This is a genomic window from Rhizobium sp. NLR22b, assembly GCF_019685295.1.
GTDB lineage: Bacteria > Pseudomonadota > Alphaproteobacteria > Rhizobiales > Rhizobiaceae > Rhizobium.
The window spans coordinates 1-24,884 of record NZ_JABDWM010000039.1; the positions used below are offsets into that span (position 1 = coordinate 1).

Annotated in this window: 17 protein-coding genes and 2 pseudogenes; 13 read left to right on the top strand and 6 right to left on the bottom strand. The window is 56.0% G+C overall.

The window, feature by feature from the left end:
- Positions 1–628 precede the first annotated feature (628 nt).
- From HJC00_RS31340 to HJC00_RS31390, 11 genes are all read left to right on the top strand, one after another.
- Complete coding sequence (locus tag HJC00_RS31340; RefSeq protein ID WP_168333678.1) at positions 629–1,792, top strand: M20 aminoacylase family protein; 1,164 nt, start codon at positions 629–631, stop codon at positions 1,790–1,792.
- A gap of 71 nt (positions 1,793–1,863) precedes the next feature.
- Positions 1,864–2,967 carry a polyamine ABC transporter substrate-binding protein gene (locus HJC00_RS31345; protein WP_207603914.1) on the top strand — a complete coding sequence of 368 codons (1,104 nt, stop codon included), beginning with the start codon at positions 1,864–1,866 and terminating at the stop codon, positions 2,965–2,967.
- A 90-nt stretch (positions 2,968–3,057) separates the two neighbouring features.
- A complete protein-coding gene (locus HJC00_RS31350) occupies positions 3,058–4,179 on the top strand; it encodes an ABC transporter ATP-binding protein (RefSeq protein WP_168333676.1) in 1,122 nt (373 codons plus the stop codon).
- Positions 4,180–4,196: 17 nt separating this feature from the next.
- Positions 4,197–5,972: an ABC transporter permease subunit gene (locus HJC00_RS31355; RefSeq protein WP_168333675.1), complete on the top strand. Its 1,776-nt coding sequence runs from the start codon at positions 4,197–4,199 to the stop codon at positions 5,970–5,972.
- A 176-nt stretch (positions 5,973–6,148) separates the two neighbouring features.
- A complete protein-coding gene (locus tag HJC00_RS31360) occupies positions 6,149–7,363 on the top strand; it encodes a Xaa-Pro peptidase family protein (protein WP_246569471.1) in 1,215 nt (404 codons plus the stop codon).
- A gap of 128 nt (positions 7,364–7,491) precedes the next feature.
- A complete protein-coding gene (locus HJC00_RS31365) occupies positions 7,492–8,565 on the top strand; it encodes a DUF2817 domain-containing protein (RefSeq protein ID WP_168333674.1) in 1,074 nt (357 codons plus the stop codon).
- Positions 8,566–8,656: 91 nt separating this feature from the next.
- Positions 8,657–9,430 (top strand): hypothetical protein, encoded by a 774-nt coding sequence (locus HJC00_RS31370; protein WP_183605072.1) that lies wholly within the window; start codon positions 8,657–8,659, stop codon positions 9,428–9,430.
- Positions 9,431–10,202: 772 nt separating this feature from the next.
- The gene (locus tag HJC00_RS31375; RefSeq protein WP_207603913.1) at positions 10,203–11,375 is read left to right on the top strand and encodes a Xaa-Pro peptidase family protein; all 1,173 of its coding nucleotides are present in this window, start codon (positions 10,203–10,205) and stop codon (positions 11,373–11,375) included.
- Positions 11,376–11,411: 36 nt separating this feature from the next.
- Positions 11,412–12,845 carry an amidohydrolase family protein gene (locus HJC00_RS31380; RefSeq protein ID WP_246569470.1) on the top strand — a complete coding sequence of 478 codons (1,434 nt, stop codon included), beginning with the start codon at positions 11,412–11,414 and terminating at the stop codon, positions 12,843–12,845.
- A 231-nt stretch (positions 12,846–13,076) separates the two neighbouring features.
- Positions 13,077–14,003, top strand: coding sequence for a LysR family transcriptional regulator (locus HJC00_RS31385; protein ID WP_207603912.1), 927 nt, complete (start codon positions 13,077–13,079; stop codon positions 14,001–14,003).
- Positions 14,004–14,218: 215 nt separating this feature from the next.
- Positions 14,219–15,388 (top strand): M20 aminoacylase family protein, encoded by a 1,170-nt coding sequence (locus HJC00_RS31390; protein ID WP_168333671.1) that lies wholly within the window; start codon positions 14,219–14,221, stop codon positions 15,386–15,388.
- 84 nt (positions 15,389–15,472) lie between these two features.
- Here HJC00_RS31390 and HJC00_RS31395 read toward each other — a convergent pair whose 3' ends face one another.
- From HJC00_RS31395 to HJC00_RS31410, 4 genes are all read right to left on the bottom strand, one after another.
- Positions 15,473–16,855, bottom strand: a complete 1,383-nt coding sequence (locus HJC00_RS31395; RefSeq protein ID WP_168333670.1) for a CapA family protein — start codon at positions 16,853–16,855, stop codon at positions 15,473–15,475.
- A gap of 642 nt (positions 16,856–17,497) precedes the next feature.
- A complete protein-coding gene (locus HJC00_RS31400; RefSeq protein WP_207603911.1) occupies positions 17,498–18,799 on the bottom strand; it encodes an aspartate ammonia-lyase in 1,302 nt (433 codons plus the stop codon).
- An 80-nt stretch (positions 18,800–18,879) separates the two neighbouring features.
- The gene (locus tag HJC00_RS31405; protein WP_168333668.1) at positions 18,880–20,289 is read right to left on the bottom strand and encodes an aldehyde dehydrogenase family protein; all 1,410 of its coding nucleotides are present in this window, start codon (positions 20,287–20,289) and stop codon (positions 18,880–18,882) included.
- Between the two features lie 167 nt (positions 20,290–20,456).
- A complete protein-coding gene (locus tag HJC00_RS31410; protein ID WP_207603910.1) occupies positions 20,457–21,860 on the bottom strand; it encodes an aspartate aminotransferase family protein in 1,404 nt (467 codons plus the stop codon).
- 186 nt (positions 21,861–22,046) lie between these two features.
- On the opposite strand from HJC00_RS31410, the gene HJC00_RS31415 reads away from it, so the two are divergent.
- Complete coding sequence (locus HJC00_RS31415) at positions 22,047–22,511, top strand: Lrp/AsnC family transcriptional regulator (protein ID WP_115097769.1); 465 nt, start codon at positions 22,047–22,049, stop codon at positions 22,509–22,511.
- A gap of 527 nt (positions 22,512–23,038) precedes the next feature.
- Positions 23,039–23,773 (top strand): annotated as a pseudogene (locus HJC00_RS31420) (IS256 family transposase); the annotation flags it as partial.
- A 15-nt stretch (positions 23,774–23,788) separates the two neighbouring features.
- On the opposite strand, the gene HJC00_RS31425 reads toward HJC00_RS31420, so the two are convergent.
- On the bottom strand, positions 23,789–24,085 hold the full coding sequence (locus HJC00_RS31425) for a hypothetical protein (protein ID WP_138396828.1): 297 nt from the start codon (positions 24,083–24,085) through the stop codon (positions 23,789–23,791).
- A pseudogene (tnpC, locus tag HJC00_RS31430) lies at positions 24,085–24,756 on the bottom strand (IS66 family transposase); the annotation flags it as partial. The gene HJC00_RS31425 and the pseudogene tnpC, both read right to left, overlap by 1 nt.
- Positions 24,757–24,884: the final 128 nt, after the last annotated feature.

A 24,884-nucleotide genomic window follows, 5' to 3' on the forward strand; every position in this document is an offset into this window, starting at 1 on the left:
TCAACCCACCGAGCGGGTGTGCATTCCACCCGCGCTGCCCGCTCGTACAAGACCGCTGTCGCATTGACGTGCCCCCGCTGGTGTCAATGCCCGATGGCCGCGCTGTCGCGTGTCACGTCCGCGCTCCAGGGGGCAAAATCGAGCACAATGAGCCTGGTACCCCTTAACCAGTTGGGGGGCTTTGCGTAGCGTCGTTTCGACGAGGTCTTCGCACCTTGCCCAATCAGAACTAGCAGCCGGAAGAATCCCAAGGACGTTTGGTCGACACTGCCCGGCACAGTGCTGCCGGTTGTGTAGCGATGGCGCACAGAGCCAGTCCGGGCGGAGCTTGTCTTCGACCTCGTAAAACTGGTGGCTCCTCGGGAAGAGTGCGTCACGCCCTCAGGCAAGCCCAACTGACCCCCTCCACTAGTATGCCATCTCGTTTCCAGATGGCGCTTATATTGAGTCTCTATTTGCCTAGGACAGCCCGCGAAGGCACGTTGGTAAAAAAAGGGAACCAAAATTGCGGGTATATGATCTGCCCAAGCCCACATGTCGCCTGGACCTGAGAGTTCAGTGAAGATGGTGGCGGATCCGCAGCCGAGGGATTTTTCGTTTAGCGATCCAAGATCAAAAAGGATAAACGATGCGCGGCATTGAAAACTTCGAAAAGCTTAGAGACGAAGCGACGGTATGGCGCCGGTATCTTCACGAGAATCCTGAGCTGGACTATGACGTCCACGACACGGCAAATTTCGTCGCCGAAAAATTGGCTTCGTTCGGCATCAACCACATAGAAACCGGAATAGCGCAGACCGGCTTGGTTGCCGTAATTCAGGGCAACCTTGGTGACGGTCCGACAATCGGGCTGCGTGCCGACATGGACGCGCTACCAATATTGGAAGCCTCCGGAAAACCGTGGGCATCGAAAACTCCTGGAAAAATGCATGCATGTGGTCATGACGGCCATACTGCAATGCTTCTAGCGGCAGCGAAGTATCTGGCGGAGACGCGCAATTTCAAGGGCGCTGTCGCCCTCATATTTCAGCCAGCCGAGGAAGACGGCCGGGGTGCAGAGAAGATGGTGCAGGAAGGCATCATGGATCGATTTGGCATCTCCAAGATTTTCGGAATGCACAACTACCCGGGACTGGAGGTCGGCAAATTCAGCATTTGCAGCGGCCCAATTCAGGCGGGGCTCGATGAATTTGACATTACTGTTCGGGGTAGAGGCGGTCACGCCGCGACGCCTCACAAGAATATTGACCCCATTGTCATCGGCGCCCAAATCGTTCTCGGCCTCCAGACTTTGGTTTCGAGGAACACCGATCCTCAAGAGGCTTTGGTCATCTCCGTGACCAAGATCCATGCCGGAGAAGCCTATAATATCATCCCGCAGCATGCGGTTATTTGCGGGACTGTCCGGACGCTTTCCCCCGCCCTCCGCGACTTTGCAGAAAAAGGGATTTTCGAAGCCGCCCAGGGCATCGCCGGCGGGTTTGGCGCGGATATCGATTTTGCGTATCGCCGTCTCGAACCAGTCACTGTGAACCACGAGGCCGAGACGAAGATAGCGGTTGACGCAGCACGCGATCTGGTTGGGCACGCATCAGTCAACGATCTCATCAAGCCAGGTATGGGATCGGAAGATTTCGCATACATGCTTGAGGCGCGGCCAGGTTCTTACATCTTTCTTGGCAACGGTCCGACGGCCTCCGTCCACAACCCCGAATACGACTTCAACGACGATGCTTTGCCTTTCGGCGTTGGCTACTGGGTGAACTTGGTTGAAAGGGTCCTGGCGCCTTAGCCAGACGCTACTTGCCGCAGAACTTCAGAACCTCGTCAATAGTGGCGGGGAAAAATAGAGGGTGAACGAAGATGAGCATTTTGATCAACCGCAGACGAATCATGCAGGCGTCCTTCGCCATTGCCGTCGCTACTTTGGCAACGCCTGTTGTCAACGCCTCGGCACAGACAGCCGGCGAGGTCCGAGTACTAACCTACGGTGGGCAGCTCGGCAAATACGTGATCGAAGCCTACGCCAAACCATTTGAAGCTGAAACGGGCATCAAGGTTATCCCGGTGACTCAAGACTTCGAGTTTGCACAGCTCGAGCTGATGCAGAAGACGAATAGCGTAACCATCGATGTCGGCCCTATGAGCCAAGGTGCGGCCCTGCAAGCTGCCGAGAAAGGCTATCTGGAGAAGATTGATTATTCGAAATTCAGAAAGGACGATATCGAGGGACTTGTCCCGAATGTGAAACAAGACTTTGGCGTCGGCTTTTTCTTCTACACGTACAATCTGGTTTACAACACGAAGAAATATCCCGCGGACAAAGCGAGGCCCACTAACTGGGCGGAGTTTTGGGATACCGAGAAATTCCCGGGCGTCCGATACCTGGTTTCAGGTCAATACGGCTCGGAAGGTCCTTGGGAAGAAGCACTCTTGGCTGACGGCGTCGCTCCGGACAAGATCTATCCAATGGACATCGACCGGATCTTCGCCAGCCTTGACAAGATCAAGCCTCACGTCCGCAAGTGGTGGACGGCTGGATCCGAAATCCAACAGCTGATGCTGAGCGGAGCCGGCGACGTCATGATGTCTTATGACGGCCGCGCGGCCTCCGCGATTGCCAAGGGCGCTGCGTTGGAGCTCAATCGAAACCAGGCAAAGATGACCTGGGACTACTGGGTCATCCCAAAAAACAGCCCCAATGCCGAAAATGCCCAGAAGTTCGTTGAATTCGTAAGCCGTGCCGAGAACCAGGCAGCCTTTGCCAAGCTCTATCCGGAAGGCCCCACCAACCGGAACGCATTTAAGCTTATCCCTGAAGAGCTTGGCCTTACGCTGCCCAGCCATCCCAAGTATCTTGAGAAGGCGATCCTTCTGAATGGCGCTTGGTATTCCGAAGTCGGCCCCGATGGCCTTTCAAATATCCAGCGCCTTGTGCAGCGCTGGAGCGACTGGGTCATCCGGTAAGCAGCGGACGCTCGAAGCCAATGTGTCGCCAGTCGGCACATTGGCAACCTAACACAGGCGCTTTGGGCGCCATGGATGGAGGACAGCAGCATGTCTCAGTCTGCTCACCTGCGGTCGGATGAACACCCCGTCGCGAAACTGCCAAAACAGGCAAATACCGAGGATCAGAAATTGGAAGACCGCGTCCCCGCCCAAATCGAATTTCGCGATGTCACCAAAATGTATGGCCCGGTCGCAGCTGTCACCGAGCTTTCACTCACCGTTCGGCGCGGGGAATTTTTGACCATCCTGGGTCCGAGCGGCTCAGGTAAAACCACGGCGCTGATGATGCTGGCAGGATTTGAATCCCCGACGAAGGGCGACATCCTGATCTCAGGCAAGTCTGTCGCAGCTGTGCCTTCATACGGCCGAGACCAGGGGATCGTCTTTCAAAGTTACGCACTATTTCCGCACCTGACGGTCCGACGAAATCTTGAGTTCCCGCTTGAAATGCGGGGCATGAAGGCGAACGAGCGGGCTCCTTTGGTTGAACGAATGCTCAAGCGAGTTCATCTGGACTCGTTTGGTGAGCGCATGCCATCGCAACTCAGCGGCGGTCAGCAGCAGCGTGTCGCTCTTGCGCGCGCCCTTATTGCTGATCCTCCGATCCTTCTCTTGGATGAGCCACTTGGCGCTCTGGATAGGAACCTCAGAGAACAGATGCAGGGGGAGATCAAGGGGCTCCACCGCGAATTTGGGAAAACCACAATTTGCGTCACGCATGACCAGGAAGAGGCGCTCACGCTCTCGGACCGCATCGTGGTTATGAGGAACGGCAAAATCGAACAGCTGGACACGCCTGAAGCACTCTATGACCGGCCAGCTACTCGCTTCGTTGCCAACTTCTTGGGAGAAGCAAATGTTCTGGATTCACCGGAGCTTGGCTTCAACGATCAGAACTTCCGCGGGAAAGTGCCGATGGTTCGACCTGAGCGCGTCCGGATCTCTGCGGTAAATTCCCCTGCACCGGCTGAACTCGGTCAGAGCCAGATCGTCACCGGAATTGTAGAAGAAATGATCTACGCCGGACCCCTGAGGAAATATCAGGTCCGTGTCGGAGACAAATCCTTAATAGTGCGTCAACACGTGGCGTCTGGCCAAGAGGTTTTTGCCCCCGGTGGATCGGTGCGTCTCGACTGGCTTCGGGCGGACGTCCGTCTGCTCGATGAATGAACCGGGGAGGCACACAGATGCAAGTATTTCAAAGAATTGGCCGTGCTCCTATAATCCTCGTACTACCGGCTATGGCGGTTCTGCTCGTTGTATTCGGCGTACCAACCGTCCAGCTTTTTCTCGAAAGTCTGAACGCACCTAATTTCAGCATTCAGAACTATTCTTCGTTCTTGGGGCAGTATGCCAACATCCGGGTCTTGCTACAGACTCTGGAGATCAGCGCAATAGCGACGGTCATCTGCTTGTTGGTCGGATATCCTACGGCATATCTAATTTCGACAGCGTCTAAGCGCGCGCGCATGGTCCTGATCGTTCCCGTCGTTATTCCCTATCTCACAAGCGGTTTGGCGCGCACCTATTCCTGGGTCGTGATCCTCGGGGACAATGGTTTGATCAACAGCGCCCTCATGAATTGGGGCCTTATTTCCAGCCCTCTACCTCTCATTTACAATCGCGCCGCTGTCTATGTCGGCATGGTTCACATCATGCTGCCGATGATGATACTGCCGCTTGTGAGTGTCATGCTCGGCATCAACACATCCTTAATTGCGGCCGCCAAAAGCATGGGCGCGAAGCCATCGACAGCCTTTTGGCGGGTTTACTTCCCTTTGAGCATGCCTGGTGTTCGAAGCGGAACACTGCTGGTCTTCGTCATCTGCCTGGGCTTTTACATCACGCCAGCGGCGTTGGGTGGATTAGGAGACGCGATGCTCTCAACCTTTATTGCCTCCCAAGTATCGACCGGGTTCAATATGGGCTCAGTCAGCGCCTCTTCATTCGTCCTTCTGGCGATTGCCGTGGTGATGCTCTCTGTGTTCGGGCTGAACCTCTCGGGGACACAAGACAGCGCACCGAAACTACGCAAGGGTTTCATGGAACGGTTCAGCCTGCTCCGAGCGGTGAAGCAGTATCTGAATGAGCTTTCGGTCGCTTCAAGATCCAAACAATGGTCCAAGGCACTTTATCAGGCTCGGGTTGGTGGCGGATGGTCGCGTTTTGCCGGCATTCTCACCTTGACGCTTGTCATTTTCTTCCTGCTGTTTCCCGAAGTCGTCGTGATCATCATGTCGTTCAGCAGCGATGCGACGCTACAGTTTCCTCCCTCCGGATTCTCGTTTCAGTGGTATGGCAGCTTCTTCGGTGACGAAGCCTGGTATGGCGCAGCCTGGACCAGCATCAAGATTGGTTTGGCCGTTGCGGCTCTGTCGACCGTCCTCGGGACCTTGGCAGCTTATGGCCTTAGCCGGATCGCATCAGATATTCGAGGCTGGCTGACAATGGTGATTCTTGCTCCGATCACGATCCCCGTCATTGTCGTCGGCGTGGCGAGCTACTTCGGCCTGGTCAATCTAGGGTTTATTGGAACTGAGACGGGCATCGTGCTTGCCCATACGATTGGCGCAATCAGCTACGTCGTCGTTATTGTTTCCGCGACTCTCGCCAATTTCGACAGGCGCTTGGAGCAGGCGGCGAAAAGCATGGGCGCTAGACCTTTTACCGCTTTTATGCGGGTGACATTCCCACTGATCCGACCGGGGATCATTGGCGGCGCGCTCTTCGCATTCATCCATTCGTTTGACGAGGTGGTCGTGACATCTTTGGTCAGCGGATATTCGGTCCGCACGTTGCCACTGAAAATGTGGGAAAACATTCGCAACGAGATCGATCCCACCGTGGCCGCCGTGGCGTCTCTCCTGACCCTTCTTCCGATCCTGTGGATGATCGCGCTTTACGTCACTTGGTGGCGCGCCAGGAGCAGCTCTCAGAATACGGTCCTTGAGGCAACCGCCTAATAAACAAGGGCCTTCCGTGGCGGGACATACTCTCGAATTCCCGCCACCAACCTCTCGCTCGTATTGTTTGGCGTATTCGCCAAGCCTCTCGAGCAGCCGATAAATTCGAAGCTTTCCTCCAGAGAGTGGAAGCAAATTTAGATCCCATGGAGCAGGTCTCTTGCTGCGAGAAGCGCATGACTGTTTCCAAGTCCGAGCCAACAGGAGCCGCTATGCCAGCCCTTTATTTCACCGAAACTGAGTACCAGGCGCGCCTTGCCGCTACAAAAGTGGAAATGCAGGCGTCAGGATTTGATGCTCTCATTCTTTCTGATCCGGCCAACATCTTCTATCTGACGGGCTTCGACGCATGGGCGTTTTATGCTCCACTGTTTCTTGTCGTCGCCGCCAACGAGGATCAACCGATCTGGATCGGCCGGTTCATGGACGCCGTTTCGGCGCGCGATACGACCTATTTGCGCGAGGAGAACATCCGCGCGTATCCAGACAGTTTCGTTCAATCGACCACCTCACATCCCGTTCAACCGGTATCTGAGATATTGAAGGAACGGCGCCTCGACAAAGGTGTAATCGGCGTCGAGATGGGGGCGTATTATTATACTGCCCGGATCCACGCCGAGTTTGTCAGCTCCCTGCCGAACGTACGGTTCGAGGATGCCGAACTTTTGGTCAACCGCGTACGGTTGGTGAAGAGCAGCGCAGAGCAGACCTATATGCGCCAAGCCGGTCAAATCGTTGATGCCGCGATGTCGGCGGCAGTCGCAAAATGCGCCCCAGGTGTGCGCGAGTGCGACGTGGTTGCAGAGATATACAAGGCGCAGATTTCTGGGCTAACTGACGCCGGTGGCGTCTATACGACAAGCCCTCCGCATTTTTGTGCCGATGAACGCGTGCGAACACCACATGGCCTGTGGACCGATCGCCCTTTGAAGAAAGATGCGCCACTCAACATAGAGATCGCAGGATCGCGCCTTCACTACCATTGCCCGATGACGCGCACAGTATTTCTGGGCCAGCCGCCGGATAGTTACCGCCGGCTTGCTGCGGCGGTGGTCGAGGGATTGAACACAACGATGGGCAGCATCCGTCCAGGCATGGCGGCCGAAGAGGTCGAGCTGGTATGGCGCGGCTCGATCGCCAAACATGGTTTCGAGAAGGAAGCACGCCTCGGCTATTCGATAGGCCTTGGTTTCCCGCCGACATGGGGTGAGCGTACGGTCAGCTTGCGTCCGGGAGACACGACGGTCTTGCAGCCGGGCATGGCATTTCATTGCATGTCCGGTCTTTGGCTCGATGACACTGGCATCGCGATCACGCAATCCTTCCTGGTGACTGAGGAAGGAAATGAGCCTCTGACGCAGTTCGAGCGAGAGTTAGTTTCCATCTCGTAGCCTCGTGCAGTGAGCTTCTTGTCCAGCCGGAAATAGAATGCTTCGCCTGCGCCATAGTCGCGGATTTCTGAGCTGGCGCCACATCCTGTGGCGCCAGCGCACGCCCACCCCATAGCGATAAAGACGCCATGAAGAACCTGTTTTCGGTTACCTATTTCGAAGCCCGCACGCGTTTTCTAGACGCGACGAAGGTCCAATCTTACCGATCGAGCCACAGTGGACCTGAAGGCCAGCCACTCTCTACGGATGTCGCCTATCTCGGAGACCCCGATGCAGACAACGTGCTTGTTTCTATCGCAGGCACGCATGGTGTGGAGGGCTATTGCGGATCCGCAGCGCAGTTGTCCCTTCTTCAGTCGCAGTTGGGAAATAGCCTCGGGGAATCTGTTGGCATTCTCTTAATTCACGCCTTGAACGCATATGGCTTTGCCTGGGACCGGCGCGTCACTGCCGAGGGATGCGACCTCAATCGGAATTTCGTCGATTTCTCCAAGCCGCTACCAGAAAATCCGGGCTATGACGAGTTGGCAGATCATCTTGTTCCATCGGACCTCTCAGTCGAAAGTTTGGCAGTCGCAGAGCACGCGATCGCCGAATTCCGGGCGACCCATGGCGAGGCCGCGTTTCAGACGGCACGGAAGAAAGGGCAATATTCCCGACCCGAAGGCATGTTTTTCGGAGGCAAGCGCCCGTCTGAGCCGCGGCTAGTCTTGGAGAAAATCTGCATGGATTACAGGATTGCAGAGCGACAAAACGTGATCATTGTTGATTATCACACCGGGCTTGGCCCCTATGGCTATGGCGAGCTTCAAACCGAAACCTCCTCGGGTCTTGACGGGTATCATCGAGCCTTGGAGATCTTTGGACCATCTGTGACGTCGCCCGATCTTGGAACCTCATCGTCAGTCGCCATCACGGGTACGCAAGACGAGTTCTGGCAGGGTGCACTGGGCAGCCGGCACACCTATGTGTGCCTGGAGTTTGGCACCTTCAGCCCGGACAAAGGCCGCGAAGTCCTGCGCAACGATCATTGGCTTTTCGCATACCGCCCCGACCAAGCCAACACCGAGATTGGGAAGCGTATACGAAACGCCACGCGGGAACACTACAACCCCGCACGGCCAGACTGGCAGGAAATGGTCCAGCCTCGCTGCGACCAGGTCCATCGCCAGGCTCTTGCAGCGCTGACGCAGGCGAAATGATGCCACTGAATTCGTAGGTTTAGCCGCCTGTTGCCCGCGAAAATTGATCTCGCTCTAGGCAGAACGAAGTTCTCAGTTTTGGAGGTGGAAAGTGGAAAAGACCCTGGGTCTCCTTCTTTTGGAAAACCTGCCAATCACTCATGCCGGGTCGCTTTGCAATCCCAATACATTTTCGTTTCCAACCCTACAAAATGCGGTCCCAGGGGCCACGGTCAGAACTGTTATGGACGGGGACGAGGATATTCTTGACGCCTATATCCGTTGCGCCCGGCAATTGGAGAACGACGGCGTTTCGGCGATCACCTCGAATTGCGGATTTACGTCGCTATTCCAAAGGCAGCTTGCAGCAGCCGTAAAGGTCCCGGTCGCCTTGTCGAGCCTCTCCTTGGTGCCGTTCGCTGCGACGACTGTTCCCAAGGGCAAGAAAGTCGGCATCCTTACCTATGATGCGACGCGGATGGGAGAAAAACACTTTGCGGCAGCCGGATGGTCATCGGCTCAGATCGATGTCGCCGTAGCCGGCATCGAAGGGTCTGAGACGTGGACGCGATTGGCCGCGCAGATTCCCGACCTACCCGCGTCGGCCATCGTCGAAGATGTGATGATAGCCACACGATCGCTGCTTAAGCGTGAGCCTGACGTTGCCGCACTTGTGTTCGAATGCGCTGCCTTCCCGCTCGCGGCCGACGCCGTGCGCTGTGAGACCGGCTTGATGATTGCCGACTATGTCGGTCTGGCGAAAATGCTCATTGAAGTCAGCCCAGTCAGGTTCGACACGGCGGCGATCAGTCCCCGTGACATCCCGGGTTTTCTATCCCTCACAAGCCACTGGTGCGAACATGTGTCAAGAACGATTCTCAGTTAGCAACGGCATCCTTGGAATTCTGGATCTCGAGCCAGGATCTGACCCAAACGGCTCACCTTTACCTGGGTCCTTGCATGACGCATCGATATTCGCGTTCCCGACCATTCGAGAGACCGTTCCCGGGGCATGGGCGGATGTTGTCGTTCGCGGTGATCCATACCTGGAAGGACCTTACATCGTAGCAGCGCAGCACCTTGCCAGCCGTGGAGCTACAGCGATTATAGCAGACTGTGGCTTTGCCATTCGGCACCAGGCCGCAATTGCAGCTGCTGTCCGCGTTCGGGTTGCTCTGTCAGCCCTTTTGCTGATACCAATGATCGTTCGACAGTTGTCCGGCGAAGCAAAGCTTGCGGTCCTCACCTTCGATTCCACTCACTGTGGGCCCGAACTGCTCGGCTTGTCAGATCCACATGACATTTCACGGGTGGTTGTTGGCGGAATTGAAAACACGCCAACTTGGGAAAACGAAATGGCACGACCGCCGGTGCGAACAGACCTAAGTGTCCTGCGAGAGGATGTCTGCTCGTGCTTAGATCGGTTGCGGGAGAAACATCCTGAAATCCGGGCATTGTTGCTCGAGTGTACCATGTTCCCCCGAATTGCACAGCCACTTCGCCAATCCACCGGACTGCCGGTCTACGACATCACGACCCTGAGCAGAATGCTCATGGAGTCCGTCACCCCGTGATCCTACGCTCGGGTGTGGCTCGAAACGCTGCTCTTAACGCGCGACTGGTCTGTCAGCAAAAAGTTCATATAAAGGATGACCGACATGACGATAAGCAAGGCACCACCCGCGTTCCCTCGGAGCGAATATCTGCGGCGTCTTACATTGGTTAAGTCTGAAATGGCGCGCCGAGATGTCGAGGCGCTCGTTGTGTCCGATCAGCACAACATCACTTATCTCACCGGTTACACTGCTCGATCAGCCTATGTACCTCAAGCCTTGGTGGTTCTTGCGACGGAGGAAGAGCCAGTCTTTATTCTGCGCCGCATGGATGCCCCGGCTGCTATGCACCAGTGCTTTATGGAGAGGGACAAAATATTTGCCTATCCAGAGCAGTTGATCGCTCACCCGAATAAGGACGGATACAATGCTATTATCGACTACCTCCTGGAAGCGGGCGTTGCAGACAAGCGGATCGGTATTGAGGAATTCAGCCTCGCCACCCTCACCGCCGACAAATTCAAAAGACGGTTGCAGGCATCCAACGTCGTCGACTGCACGAAGGCAGTCACCTGGATTCGTCTCATCAAATCCGATCTTGAGATCGAAATTATGCGGGAAGCAGCGGCCATTTCTGATGCTGCGATTGCCCGCGCCGCAGAGGTCATTCGGTCTGGAGTGCGCGAAGCCGATGCCTGCGCTGAGATTGCCTCGGTCTTGATCCGAGGCGTCAACGGAAAGCCGGGCACGCGGCTCGAAGAAATAGCGATCTGCGCGACGCCGCGAACGGGAACATGCCATATCCCCTGGACCGAAGACACTTTCCGTCAAGGTTCGCAAATCAACATCGAGCTTGCCGGATCCCGCCATGGCTACTGTGCTGCGCTCATGCGCACCTACTCAATCGGGGCTCCGTCAGATCGTCTCCGCAAAGTCCATGATATCCAGCTGGAGGGGTTGGATGCTGCGCTCGCGGCCGTTCAACCAGGAGCGACCTGCAGCGACGTTGCGAACGCGTTTTATCGGACAATCGAGAAGAAGGGACTGACAAAGGAATCCCGTTGCGGCTACGCCCACGGGATTGGCTGGACCGAACCCACAGCGAGCCTGCGTGACGGCGATATGACCGTGCTGCAACCAAACATGACCTTCCATTTAATGCTTGGAAACTGGATCGATGAAGAGTTCGGCTATGTAATCAGCGAGACCTTTCGGGTCACCCGCACCGGCGTCGATGTCCTCACCACCGCTCCAAGAGAGATATTCGAAATCTTGTGACCTGAAAGTCATGGTGTAACCGATAGGAGGCCGCAAATGACAGATTATCCAAAAGGCTCGCACACTGGCTCAACGGCCAGTGTTCAGATGACTAGCTCAAACCGAAGCGGCTTGTATCACCTGGAGCACCTAGCGCTATTCCTCTCGAGGCAGGAACCGGAGTTCGCGGCAATATTCGAGGCAGTCGATGCACTACCGATCGACGACACGCATTGCCACGTTATCACCGATCAGGACGCGATTACTACGCCAAAGCGCTACCTGGAGCGCATCTCTTTGGCGGGAATGCCAATGGCGGCTTACTTTCCAAAGGGCGTTTACACCGAGTGGCTCACCGGGGACGAAGCCCGGAGGCATGATCTGAACAGAATGTATGACATTCAGGGCAAGGTAGATGCGGTAACGGGTGACATTTCTCAAGGGATTTTCATCAAGTTCCTGGTGAAGGAACTGGCCCAGTTTCTTGGCTGCGAGGCGACACTGGACGCGGTTATCGAGGCCCGCAATGAGCGCGGCAAGAATTACTGGACGTACGTGAACAGCCTGTTTCGCGACGTCAACTACGAAAACATCATGCTCGAAACCGGCTACCACGAGGATCGGGGTGGCGAAGCGATTGCGCGCTTCGAGGAGGCGATCTTACCATGCCGGTCAAACCGCATCAGCCGCATTGAAGAGATCCAGAGAGAGTTTTTCCATCTCGACATTTCCTTTGACGAGTTCGAGCAGCGCTACATCAAAAGGCTGCACGAGACTTTAGATGGCAACGGCAATTTCGGGAAGAAATCATATGGAATGAAATCTTACCTCCTGCCGTTCATTGGTCTTATCCGGCCTCTGCACGACCGAGTTCCTGCAAGAGTTTCCTGGGAGGCGCTGAGAAGTTCTTTCAACAAGTTGCCTGATATGGACCGCGAGTCTGCCGCGGAAATTACCAAGGATTTACGCCGCTACACGTTCACCCTCGCCCTCGAGGAGTGTCTCAAGCGAGACATGCCCATGCAGATCCACGCAGGTGACGGTGAAGCTCCCGACGTGGTCCTACGAAATCAGGACCCATTTTACTTGGAAGAGGTTGTCCGGTTTGACCGCGACAACATGATGCGGATGCCCAAAATTATTCCGCTGCATGCTGGCTATCCCTCGGTCGGTAAGGCAGCGTGGCTCAGTCACCTTTACCCCAACTGCTACCTCGAACTCTCGATTATGACGCCTCATGTGCATCAGAATTTGTATCAGCGATATATGCAGGTGATGGAGGTGGTACCGCTCTCAAAAATCCTTTTTGCGAGCGATGCATACCATATTCCGGAGTTGTATTGGCTCGCAGGTCGGTGGGGGAAACGATACTTGGCAAAGGCCCTGACGGATCATGTCATTGGTGGAAGCCTGTCGAGGGAGGAAGCCATCGATGCCGCACGGATGATACTCTACAAGAACAACCGTACTGTTTACGGGCTCGATGACTGAGACCGGTGTTTCGTCGCTTATGTGCCACCGAGAAAGAATCGGTAACCCGAAACCGTATTATCGTTTTTTCAGATGATCGGTTGCTAGGTCGCCCGTCGGAAGCCCAATAGGCAGAGAATAACGACACGGTACTCGCTTATAGTGCGACCGCAGTCAAAATTTCGCGGAAACCTTTCTATCCATCTCGATTTGCGATACTACTGGAAGTTCATCGAGTTGCGGACGACCAGAGTGGATCTTAAGAAGTTAAAATATTTCGTTGGCATAGCCGAGGCAGGCGGATTTACCCGAGCCGCGCAGTATATGAATGTCGCGCAAAGCGCGCTTAGTCTTCATGTCCGAGAGATGGAAGACGGCTTAGGAACCAAGCTACTCGTCCGTGAGCGTAGCGGCGTCACTCTGACACCGGCTGGCTCGCGATTGCTGCACCATGCGCGCATTATTTTGAATCAGGTGAGTATTGCCGAGGAAGAGCTTACCAGCAAGCCGAAGATACCAGTGGGTGAAGTGTCCATCGCACTGCCCTCCGGTCCGGCGCGCTTTATGGCACCAGAGTTACTCAATATGGCGAACGAGCGCTTTCCGAAAGTCTCGCTAAAGATCGTCGAGGGGATGAGCGGTTCGATTGAGGAAATGATGGTTGCGGGCCGATTCAACCTCGCTGTTTTCTACACCATGAAAGATGACGGTTCGTATTATGACGTCCTCGCTGAAGAGGAATTCTGTCTGATCATCCCTCCGGGCAGCCCCCCTTTTGAAAATGTTATTTCTCTTGATCAGCTAAGCGCTTTCCCCCTGGCTGTTCCCATGAATGTTACAAGTGTTCAGAGAGCCGTGACTGACGCAGCAAAAATGCACAATGTCTTCTTAGACGTCCGGTACGAGATAGATTCGCTCTCAACGATCATAGACATGGTCGCAGATGGTAAAGCTCACTCCATATTGACACCCTCCGCGGTCCAGCGGGAAACGTCACTCGGTCTTGTACGAATGGCAAAGATCATAAACCCATCAATATCGAGGTCGGTAATTCTTGCGGTGAATGCGCGAGATGAGCGTTCGGCTGAAGTTGCCGCCATCCGGGGGCTGCTTCCGAAGGTAGTGCGCCAGTTGATAAAGGATGGAAGATGGCAGGCGAGATTGCCGCAATCACCCTAATGTTGGCTTAGACGAAGTATAAGAGCTGGTCATCTGTGAAGTCATCGTTCGTGGCCGCGAAACGCCTCGCCCTTCAAAGCCAGCGAGGCACCGCTAATAATCATTATGTCATCCATAGCGTATCAAGATTTATTGTATAGAAACACTGAATTTGACGCCCTGCTTGGTTTAACCGAACCATGGTCCGGCAGGGACGCAAGTCAAAGGAAAGCACCATGCACGATCTTAAAACCTTCAGGCCCTTGGTGAAGGAGGCGACAAAGTGGCGCCGTCACCTTCATCAGCATCCAGAGCTTGATTATGATTTGCACTCAACCGCAGCTTACCTGGAAGGAACACTCCGATCGTTCGGCGTAAATCATATCGAGACTGGTCTTGCGGAGACCGGTTTGGTTGCACTGATTGAAGGAAATCATCGTGGTGGCCCGACAATTGGCTTGAGGGCGGAGATGGATGCTGTCCGCATCGAGGAAAGGTCGAACAAACCGTGGTCCTCCAAAATGTCTGGAAGAATGCACGCATGTGGACACGATGGCCACATGGCAATGCTGCTCGGTGCCGCGAAATTTCTCGCCGAAGCCCCAAATTTTGGCGGCACCGTTGCCTTGATCTTTCAGCCAGCTGAGGAAAACGCGCTTGGCGGGCAGCGGATGGTCCAAGAAGGCATCATGGATAGATTCGGAATATCTCGCGTTTTTGCTATGGATAACTCGCCAGGCCTTGATGTTGGGCGGTTCGCAATTTGCGACGGTCCTTTTATGGCGGCGCTGGACGAATTTGATATCGTGATCAAGGGCCAAGGAGGACATGCTGCCAGCCCTCATCGCAACATCGATCCCATAGTGATTGCAGGCCAAATTATCGTGGGCCTCCAGCCGTTGGTCTCTCGGTCGACGAGCCCGCTCGAATCCTTGGTCGTCTCGATTACCAAGATGCACGCGGGGGAGTCCTACAACGTGATACCCGAAACCGCGACTTTGTCCGGGACAGTCAGAACATTGAAGCATGAGCTTCGAGGCTTGGCTGAGACGCGAATACCTGCCGTAGCGCGCGGGATAGCAAGCGGATATGGCGCGGAGATCGAATTTAAGTACCGCAGGCTTGATCCAATCATGACCAACTCTCCTGAGGAGACGAACCTCGCCATCAGCGCCGCTCGCAATCTGGTGGGTCCGATCTGCGTAGATGACCAGTTCGAGCCCGTCATGGGATCGGAAGACTTCGCGTTCATGCTCGAAGCTCGACCCGGTGCTATGATTTTCATTGGCAACGGTTCAACAGCTTCGCTCCATAACCCAACATACGACTTCAACGATGAGGCTCTTCCATACGGGATTGGATACTGGGCGAACCTTGTAAAGACAGTCCTACCAGCCCCCTTGTGATAGCGGGCTTCTCATGCTGTAGCTCCGCGACTCCCGTCTGCCAGAAATATCCTCTCCTGCCATCTGTTCGGCGCGGTTCAGGGTTCACAGAGCGATCACTCCAACGCCGTCCTCAATTGCGATCTCAGTTTCAAATGGCTTCGATAGCTCCTGGATCCGTAGCAAAATGGCCCGGCCTTGCTGTCCGCAGGCAAGCTGTGGGACACCGCGATTGGCAAACCTTTTGGAGTGGCCAAGTTCGATAGGATACAACCGCATTTCCGCGAGCTGATTATTTGCAAACCGGCTCACTGCAATGACGCTCTCGTAGAATATCGGATCAGTGAAACCCGCGTCCGTCTCATATCCTTCTGCCATTTCTGCCAGCGTCACTTCCGCATCGGTGTCAGTTCGCGGATCCTTGCCGTATGCTGCGAACATGTCGGCGCCGACCGGCGTCCGGAGGTCGTCCATTATGAAGTTGCCAACGCTGTAGAAGATCGGCCGGCCCTTGTAGATCTCGATGCCCCTCAATTGGTGCGGCCCATGAACGATGTATGCGTCGGCCCCCGCGTCGATCATCTGACGTGCAAACGCTTGTTCGTAATCGGGAGGCTGCTGGCTCCAATTTCCAGGCTCATGGCCATGATTGGTGACGATGCAGAAATCGGCGAACTGCTTTCCCTGCCGAGTGTTGCGCAGGATGTCGGCGACATCGGTTGGGTTGGGTCGGTAGCTGTAGCCTGCGTTCTCGCCAGTCGTGTACGTCGCTCCAGCAAGCTTAAGGGAAGTTGAACTGCTGTCACCGGGCCGATAGTTCGGCAGCGCGTCACGCACTTGTCTTAGACTTTCAAACATTGACGGAGGAACGACGATCCGTTCTTCGAGACGAAGGGGGTTAAGCCCAGGTCTGCCCGGGGCCTCACCGGCCGGATCGCATGCGCGCGACATTGGCGTAAACGTTGAGGCACATGATACAAGCGCCACCCGACCGCGCGGGGTCTCCAGGAAACGGGCAGCACCAGCTTGTGCCAGGTTTTCGCCAACTCCAGCGTAGACAATTCCATTCTGATCGAGAGCCCGGCATGTCTCGCGCATGCCCTCAACTCCCCACTCGAAGGTATGATTGTTGGCATAGCTCACCAAGTTGAAGCCCATGGACTTCAGATCTGGGCCGAGATCTGGCAGGCTGACGTGATAGGCACCACCGTGCTCCGCCTGTGGACTTCCCTTGAACGACCGAATGTCGAGGATGTTGGTTTCCATATTTGCGAAAGTAGCATCGGCGTCGCGCAAGATCTCGACGATCTCACTAAATCCCGGATGGTAGCCCTTTGTGAGCGGTCGCGTGACGATCAGGTCGCCAACTGCCGCCAGCGTGAAACCATCTGCGACGTTTGTCTCAACGCTGCCAACGACATCGTAGCGGCCTGGCTGAACCGGCCCATTGTCATCATGCCCAGAATTAACCGCCAGCTTTTCGGTCATGGATCTATCCTCAATGTCGTTCGTCGTTGAATTATAAACTCAATGAACTATCACTCATCCTGCTTTGCATGCTGAACATGCGGCCTGTACGCTCCGTAGTCGGAGGTCCGGACCAGTCCTCAGAAAGCAATGCGTAATTGGCTGCAGAGCCAAATTCTGGCACACATCGCCAGCTGTCCACCAAGGGTCTCGGCGCGTCGGTTGCTCCATAGCTTAGCCTCTTCGGTATCTCCTTCTACTCGGACGGAGATTTCTTGCCGCCAAATTGACCAGATATCTGAAGACCGACCTGGAAGCCTACTTCACTATAGCTGTGCTCGGTTTCCTTCGAGCTCAACTGAACCCACGCGACGCCGTTGCAGTTGCCTGCCCTCGCTCTGCAGAAGGGAACATCCCGCTCGCGCCAGATGCTGTGCAATCCCGAGCGGCTCGCAGTGCCAGATAAAAATCAAAATCAACGCTCACGAAGTCCCCTTTTCACTTATGCCCCCATATGCAAACGACGCAGACCAAAGGTTGAGCAATCTCCGGCCTTGCCAAGTTGCAGCCCATCCTAAAAAGAGGCTGCCGTCGAAGCGGATTCGACGACAGCCAGTTCGCCCCGGAGGGCGGGGAAACTCCAGCGTATTCCCCGCGGAAAAATCAACTCGCCAATCGTGCTTTCACGATTTCGGCCGCTGCCTCGTAGCCAATCGATGTCACAAGTTCTGTTGCAAACGCCGTGCTATTCTTCAGGTTGGCTTCGCACTGCGCGGCGTTGGCCTGAACCCCTTCGACGCATGTTCTCGCGAATGTCCCGATCGATCGTTTAAGGAGCTCCATGGCATTGTGGATACTGAAAATGATCACCGGCTCCATGGCGTTCAGCTGAAGCTGCCCTGCTTCGGCAGCCATGCCGACCGTCGTATCCATGCCATACACACAGAAGCAGACCTGATTCAGTGCTTCTGCCGCAACCGGGTTGACCTTCCCAGGCATCAACGAAGAACCCGGTTGAAGGGATGGAAGCACAATTTCGCCGATACCCCCTCGCGGCCCGCTTGATAGCAGCCGAAAATCATTCGCGATCTTCGAAAGCTTCGCCGCAGTTCGCTTCAATAGCCCCATGTGGAGCATGAATGCACCCATGTCCCAACTTGCCTCCAGCAGGTCTGTTGATCCGACGACTGGGAGTTGCATGTTGCGGGATAGGTTCTCGATCGCGCGCAATCGGTAGGATGGCGTGGCTGCGATCCCTGTGCCGATTGCTGTACCGCCGAGGTTGACCTCCAGGAACAATCGCTCTGTCTCATCGAGACGGTCACAGTCTTCCAGAAGCGTCGTCGCGAACGCTGCAAACTCCTGTCCCAGCGTCATCGGAACAGCGTCCTGCAATTGTGTTCGCCCGAGTTTGCGGATGTCTGCAAACTCCTCCGCTTTGCATTTAAGGGCGGCGGCGAGATCCGCAAGGGCATCGCGCAGTTGGCGGCTTGCCGGGATCACGGAAAGTCGTACGGCAGTCGCGTAGGCATCGTTTGTTGATTGAGATCGGTTGACGTCGTCATTTGGATGAACCAAACGCCCCTCGCCCCTGACTCCGCCCAGCAGTTCGCTCGCGCGATTGGCCAGTACCTCGTTCATGTTCATATTGGTGGAAGTGCCCGCCCCACCTTGGAAGACGTCGACCAGAAATTCGTCGTGGTGTTTACCCGCCAGCACTTCCTGGCAAGCCAGCACGATCGCGTCTCGTTTTTCGCTCGAAAGCAAACCCTCGTCACAATTTGCTTGTGCAGCAGCCATCTTTACGTGGGCGAGTGCGTGTATGACGGACGGCATGCTCTTAACCGGAATGCCGGAGATTGGAAAGTTTGCGAGGGCTCTGGCCGTCTGCGCGCCATAATACCGATCTGCCGGCACACTCACCGGGCCGAGGGGATCGTGTTCAATACGAGTCGTGTTAGACATTATTGCCTCGATTGGTCAAACTGCGTTTCTTCGCGCAGCCCAGGATCATGGATAACCCAGCATCAGTTCCAGCCAGACTTTCATCCCCGGTTGATGCAAACGACTTTTGGCTGGGTCATTTCTTCGTAAGCGAAACGAACGCCTTCGCGACCCATGCTGCCGTATTTGAAACCACCGAACGGCATGGCATCGAAGCGGTAGTCGGAGCTGTCATTGATCATCACACCGCCTGCTTCGATGCGGTTGGCGGCGTCGAGAGCAACGTTAATATTGCTGGTAAAGATGCCCGCATGCAGGCTGTAGTCCGGATCGTTGGCCATCTCGATCGCCTGATCGATGGTGTCGAACGGTGCCAACATGACGACGGGCGCGAATACCTCTTCATGCCACAGCTTGCACGTCACCGGCGTTCCTTCGAGCACTGTCGGGTGGTAGAGGGAGGCTTCACGTCGGTGTCCGCACAGCAGTTTAGCTCCAGCAGCGATCGCGTCATTGACGGCCGCTTCAGTTCGCTCGGCAGACTGGGTGGAAATCATCGGCCCGATATCCGTATCGTTGCGCAATGGATCGCCGGACTTTAGCTTCTTCGTGCCGGCGACGAAGGCATCGCGGAACCTCTCATAAATTCCTGCCTGAACGAGAATGCGCTGGGCGCCGATGCAATTTTGACCGGCTGCCCAGAAGGCGCCCGAAACACAACCATCGACCGCTTTACTGAAGTCACAGTCATTCATCACGATGACAGGGGCGTTGCCGCCCAGTTCCATCGCCAGTTTCTTCAGCCCCGCCGCGCGGCTGATAGCTTCGCCCGTTGCAAATCCACCCGTAAACGACACCATGCGGACATCGCGGGATGTGATCAAGGCCGTGACAAGTTCCCTGTCACCATGAGCGATTGTGATGACATCGCGCGGCAGGCCGGCTTCGATCAGTGCGTCCACCAAGTTGATAGCGGAGAACGGCGTCAAATTGGACGGCTTCAAAAGCACGGCGTTGCCGCCTGCGATTGCTGGACCGAGCTTGTGGGCGACCAGGTTTAGCGGATCGTTGTAAGGCGTTATGGCGGCGATGATTCCGAGCGGCTCCCGCGTAAACCAACCTTGTCTTTGCTCTGATCCGGCAAACGCATCAAACGGCACGATCTCGCCTGCATTGCGCTTTGCTTCTTCGGCAGAAAGTTTCAGCGTGTTAACGCAACGGCTGACTTCCTTGCGCGCCTGAACGATTGTCTTCCCAGCTTCGCGCACGATGGTCTCGGCGAAGGCATCGAGACGGCGCTCGATAAGTTGCGCAGCTCCCTCGAGGATACTTGCCCGCTTGTGCCGCGGCAGGTCGCGCGCGAGCTTGGCCCCGCGGCGAGCACGGATGATGAGCTCGCTGACGTCAGATGCGTCCGTTATGTCGATTGATCCGATCAGAGAGCCGTCAAAGGGGCTGTGAACGGATACGGGCTGTAGACCCGTAGTAATATGAAGTTTGGCAGCGGTCATAGGCCAACTTCCCTTCCCTGATGAAATGCCTGCAAGAGCGGCGGGTATGGTCTTCGAGCAGGGTGAGGTCTCATCCCTCAGCCTTTGCCCGCTTGTTGGGTCGGCGGCGACCATCTGATTGCGACTGGCCGTTCCGCGATGGCCCGGAAAGCGCAAGTCGCTAACGGTCAGATCTTCTGGCCGTCGCGCACCAGGTCGTCCATGACCGAGCGCACGGCCTTTTCGGCAATCGAGACAATCTCGTCGATCTCTGCCTTTGTCGTGACAAGCGGCGGGGCAAAGCCGAGGATGTCGCCATGCGGCATTGCACGGGCGATCAGACCGCCGTCGCGAGCTGCCTTCGAGACGCGCGCGCCCACCTTCAGCGACGGATCGAAACGGGTCTTGTTCTCGCGGTCACCGACGAACTCGATGGCACCCATAAGGCCAACACCACGCACCTCGCCGACGATCGGCAGCTGAGCAAACTTCTCCTTGAGCTGCGCCTGGAAATAGGCGCCAACGTCGCGAGCGTTCCCCGGCAGATCTTCCTTATCGACAATATCAAGTACGGCGTTGGCCGCGGCCGCACCGATCGGGTGGCCGGAATAGGTATAGCCATGCGAGAAGGCGCCGACTTTGTCGGCTCCGTCTTCCAGCACCTGATAGACCTTTTCGCCGACGATCGCAGCCGAGAGCGGGAAATAGGCAGAGGTCAAGCCCTTGGCAACCGTGATCAGGTCCGGTTCGATGCCATAATGCTGCGAGCCGAACATCGAGCCGGTGCGGCCAAAACCGGTAATGACTTCATCAGCGATCAGCAACACGTCGTGCTTCTTAAGCACGGCCTGGATAGCCTCCCAATAGCCTTCCGGGGGCGGCGTGATACCGCCGGTACCAAGCACGGGTTCAGCAATGAAACCACCGACATTGTCAGGCCCAAGCTGTTCGATGAGGCGGTCGAGCTCAAGGGCTCGGCGGGCGGAGAATTCCCGCTCGGTCTCGCCAGGATTGGCGCCCCAGTAGTGATGCGGCACGCCGGTATGGGTGATCTGCGGCAGGGGAAGGTCCATGTGATCATGGTAGAAGCTCATGCCGGTCATCGAACCGGAGACAACGCTGCAGCCGTGGTAGCCGCGCTCGCGTGAGATGATCTTCTTCTTCGTGGGCTTACCGCGCAGGTTGTTGTAGTACCAGACGAGTTTGGCCTGGGTCTCATTGGCGTCCGAGCCGGACATGCCGTAGAACACCTTGCTCATCTTGCCCGGCGCCATCTTTACCAGACGGTCTGACAGGATCGCCAGTTCGTCGGTCGTGTGGGCAGCATAGGAGTGGTAATAGGCAAGCCGGTAGGCTTGGCGCGAGATCGCCTCGGCCACCTCGGTTCGGCCATAGCCGACATTGACGCAGTAAAGGCCGGCAAAGCCATCGATGAGCTGATTGCCGTAGGCGTCCTGGATGCGGATACCCTTGCCCGTTTCAACAATCGTCGGCTCGCCAAGCTTGCCGCTGGCGAAGTCCTTCAGCTGAGTGAACGGATGCAGTACCGAGTTGCGATCCTTCTCGGCGATGTCCTTGATGTTGATGGTCATTGTGAGCCCTTCCGTAGCGCGATGGAGTGAAGCGGCTGAAGGCCAGCGTGATATGCTCCGCTGATTTCCCGCATCTATCTTCGATGGTCGCAATGTGCGCCAAACTGATGCAGATTGACGGCCAATATAATGCCGCCTATGCAGGAATTCTGCGAATTTCAAAGCTAGGTGCAGGATTTCACGACCATGGAACTCGACCGCGCGGACATCGCGCTTCTCAACGCCGTTCAAAAGAATAACAAGCTCACGTCCGAGGAACTGGCAGAACGAGCACATCTTTCACCGACAGCCTGCCAGCGCCGGCTCAAACGCTTGCGGGCCGAGGGCGTCATCGAGGCTGACGTTTCAATCGTGTCGCCGAAGGCAGTCGGCAGGCATGTGACGGTCGTCGTCCTGGTATCCCTCGAGCGAGAGAGGGCTGACATCATCGATCGCTTTAAGGCAGCAATCAAAAACACGCGCGAAGTCATGATCGGCTACTATGTAACCGGGGACGCCGACTTCCTGCTCGTCGTTACGGCAAAAGATATGGAGGATTACGAGCAGTTCACGCGTCGTTTCTTCTACGAGAACAATGATATTAAAGGGTTTAAAACAATGGTTGTCATGGACCGCGTGAAGGCTGGATTTGCCTTTCCGATCGAAGACTGAGAGTGTTTGGTCGACCAGGCCAAGGTATCGTCTTCTCTTGCGCCGCACTCATCAAGGCTTTTTTCCCTGCTCGCCAGATGCGGCGTGGCGCATGTAAGGCACTGGGCCACATCACAGCGCCAATGGTGATGAAGGACCGCATCGGGCCGTTCGGAGAGCCACGGAATCCGACTGGAGCATAGGCTGTCTGGGAGAAACGCCTCTCGTTCAGACGGATACTCTAATATGGACGGACGCGGGCACAGCGTCGTTCGGGCGCAGGGAATTCCGTGCCATGCACAGCGGGCACTCCTGCGACTTTTAGAGCCCTCCCATGCAAAGATATTTCATTTCGAGGTAGTCTTCTAAGCCATGCCGCGAGCCCTCGCGGATCGTGTCCCACCGAGTGGTGTAGCTCGGCGGTAGCACAGCCTCTCGCAAGCGCGTCCCCAATTGCGCTGTAGCGAGTGAGGGGCTGTGCGGGCGGCCATCAGTGTTTTCCGCTAGGATCGGGTTGTTCAAGACACAACCTGACGGAAAGATCACTGATGACCACTGACATGATGAACGTGCGTTCGCTCGTTGAGAAGAGCGCTGATGCAGATTTGTTGCGCGAGATGATCGGCTTTGCCGCTGAACGGCTGATGGAACTGGAGGTCGGCTCAGCTACGGGTGCAGGGTTCGGGGAGAAGAACCCTATGCGGCTTGCGCAGCGCAATGGCTATCGTGACCGCGATTGGGAGACGCGAGCTGGCACAGTCGAGCTTCGCATTCCGAAGCTGCGCAAGGGCAGCTACTTTCCGAGCTTCCTCGAACCGCGCCGCATGGCGGAGAAGGCTCTGACGGCTGTTATCCAGGAGGCGTATATCCAAGGGATATCGATACGCTCTGTCGACGACCTGGTCAAAGCCATGGGGATGAGTGGCATCTCCAAAAGCCAGGTGTCGCGGCTGTGCGAAGAGATCGACGTTAAGGTGAAGGCGTTCCTTGACCGAACCATTGAAGGCGAATGGCCATATGTCTGGGTCGACGCGACCTATCTCAAGGTCCGGCGTGGCTGCCGCATCGTCTCAGTCGCCGTCATTATCGCGGTCGACGTCAACAGCGACAGTCGGCGCGAAGTCCTGGGTATGGAAGTCGGCACATCGGAAGCTGAGCCAATCTGGACGGAGTTTTTGCGTCGGCTGACCCGCCGAGGTCTACGCGGGGTGAAGCTGGTTGTCTCCGATGCGCATGAGGGCATCAAAGCTGCCGTTTCAAAGGTTCTCAACGCCACATGGCAGGTAACCGCCCGATTGCTACCGCCGAGATTTTGCTTTGATGCGAGCGACGAGCAGCTCGTCGTCAACAAAGCTGTCGAGGAAGTCGTTCCATTCTTGGGGTGAGCGGCGGGCATCTTTGAGCGTCTGCTCCAATTCGTCCATGCCGTCGTCTGTCAGTGCGGTCACCGATTCGTCGTCTCCGGTGTACACGGAGATGATGCTGCCGTAGCTCAGATTATCATCGTTGGAGACAATTGCCTGAAGAAGCTCCGGGTCCTCTTCGAGGATTTCGGCAACAAATTTGATCGTACGGACGTAGGTGACTGTCGCCATCAGGCTGCCTTCGCGTCGATTGTGGTGATCGCCGACCAGTTCCACGGAAGCAATTCGTCTAACCGATTGATCTTGTGATCGTGGATGCGATCGAGCACGTCTGCCAGATAGGCCTGCGGATCAAGACCATTCATCTTTGCCGTCTCGATGATCGTCATGGCGCGTGCCAAGGTCTCCGCTCCCGTATCGGCTCCCGCGAAGAGCCAGTTCCGTCTTCCCACGCCTATCGGACGCAGTGCCCGCTCGGCGGAATTGTTGTCGATCGCGACGCGGCCGTCGTCGAGGAACAGACAGAGTGAAGACCATCGGCTCAATCCGTAGCGGAAAGCTGTCGCCAGATCGCTTTTGCCCGGAATGCGCGTTAGTTGAGCTTCAGCCCAGTGGCGGAATGCATCGACCTTAGGCTTGCTCTGGGTCTGACGCGCGGCAAGCCGGATCTCAGGAGGCTGGCCGTTGATGCCTCGCTCGATGTCGTAAAGCGCTCCGATGCGATCGAGAGCCTCTCGCGCGATCTCGGACTTGTTTGATGTCCAGATATCGTGGAAGTCTCGTCGCCAATGAGCCCAGCAGGCGGCTTCCTTGAAGCGAGATTCTCCCTTTTCTCCAGGCGCGTATAGCTTGCCATATCCTTTGTAGCCGTCAGCCTGAAGGATGCCGCTTGATTGCTTGAGGGTAAGCGCGATTTTCAATGCGCATTGACGGCAGTTGACGGACACTTGCGCTTAGCTGGGTAGCAGTACCCAGCTTTATCAGGCCGCAGTGGTCTTGGAGTAATTGAAGGGCAGCAGGTCGCCGATGT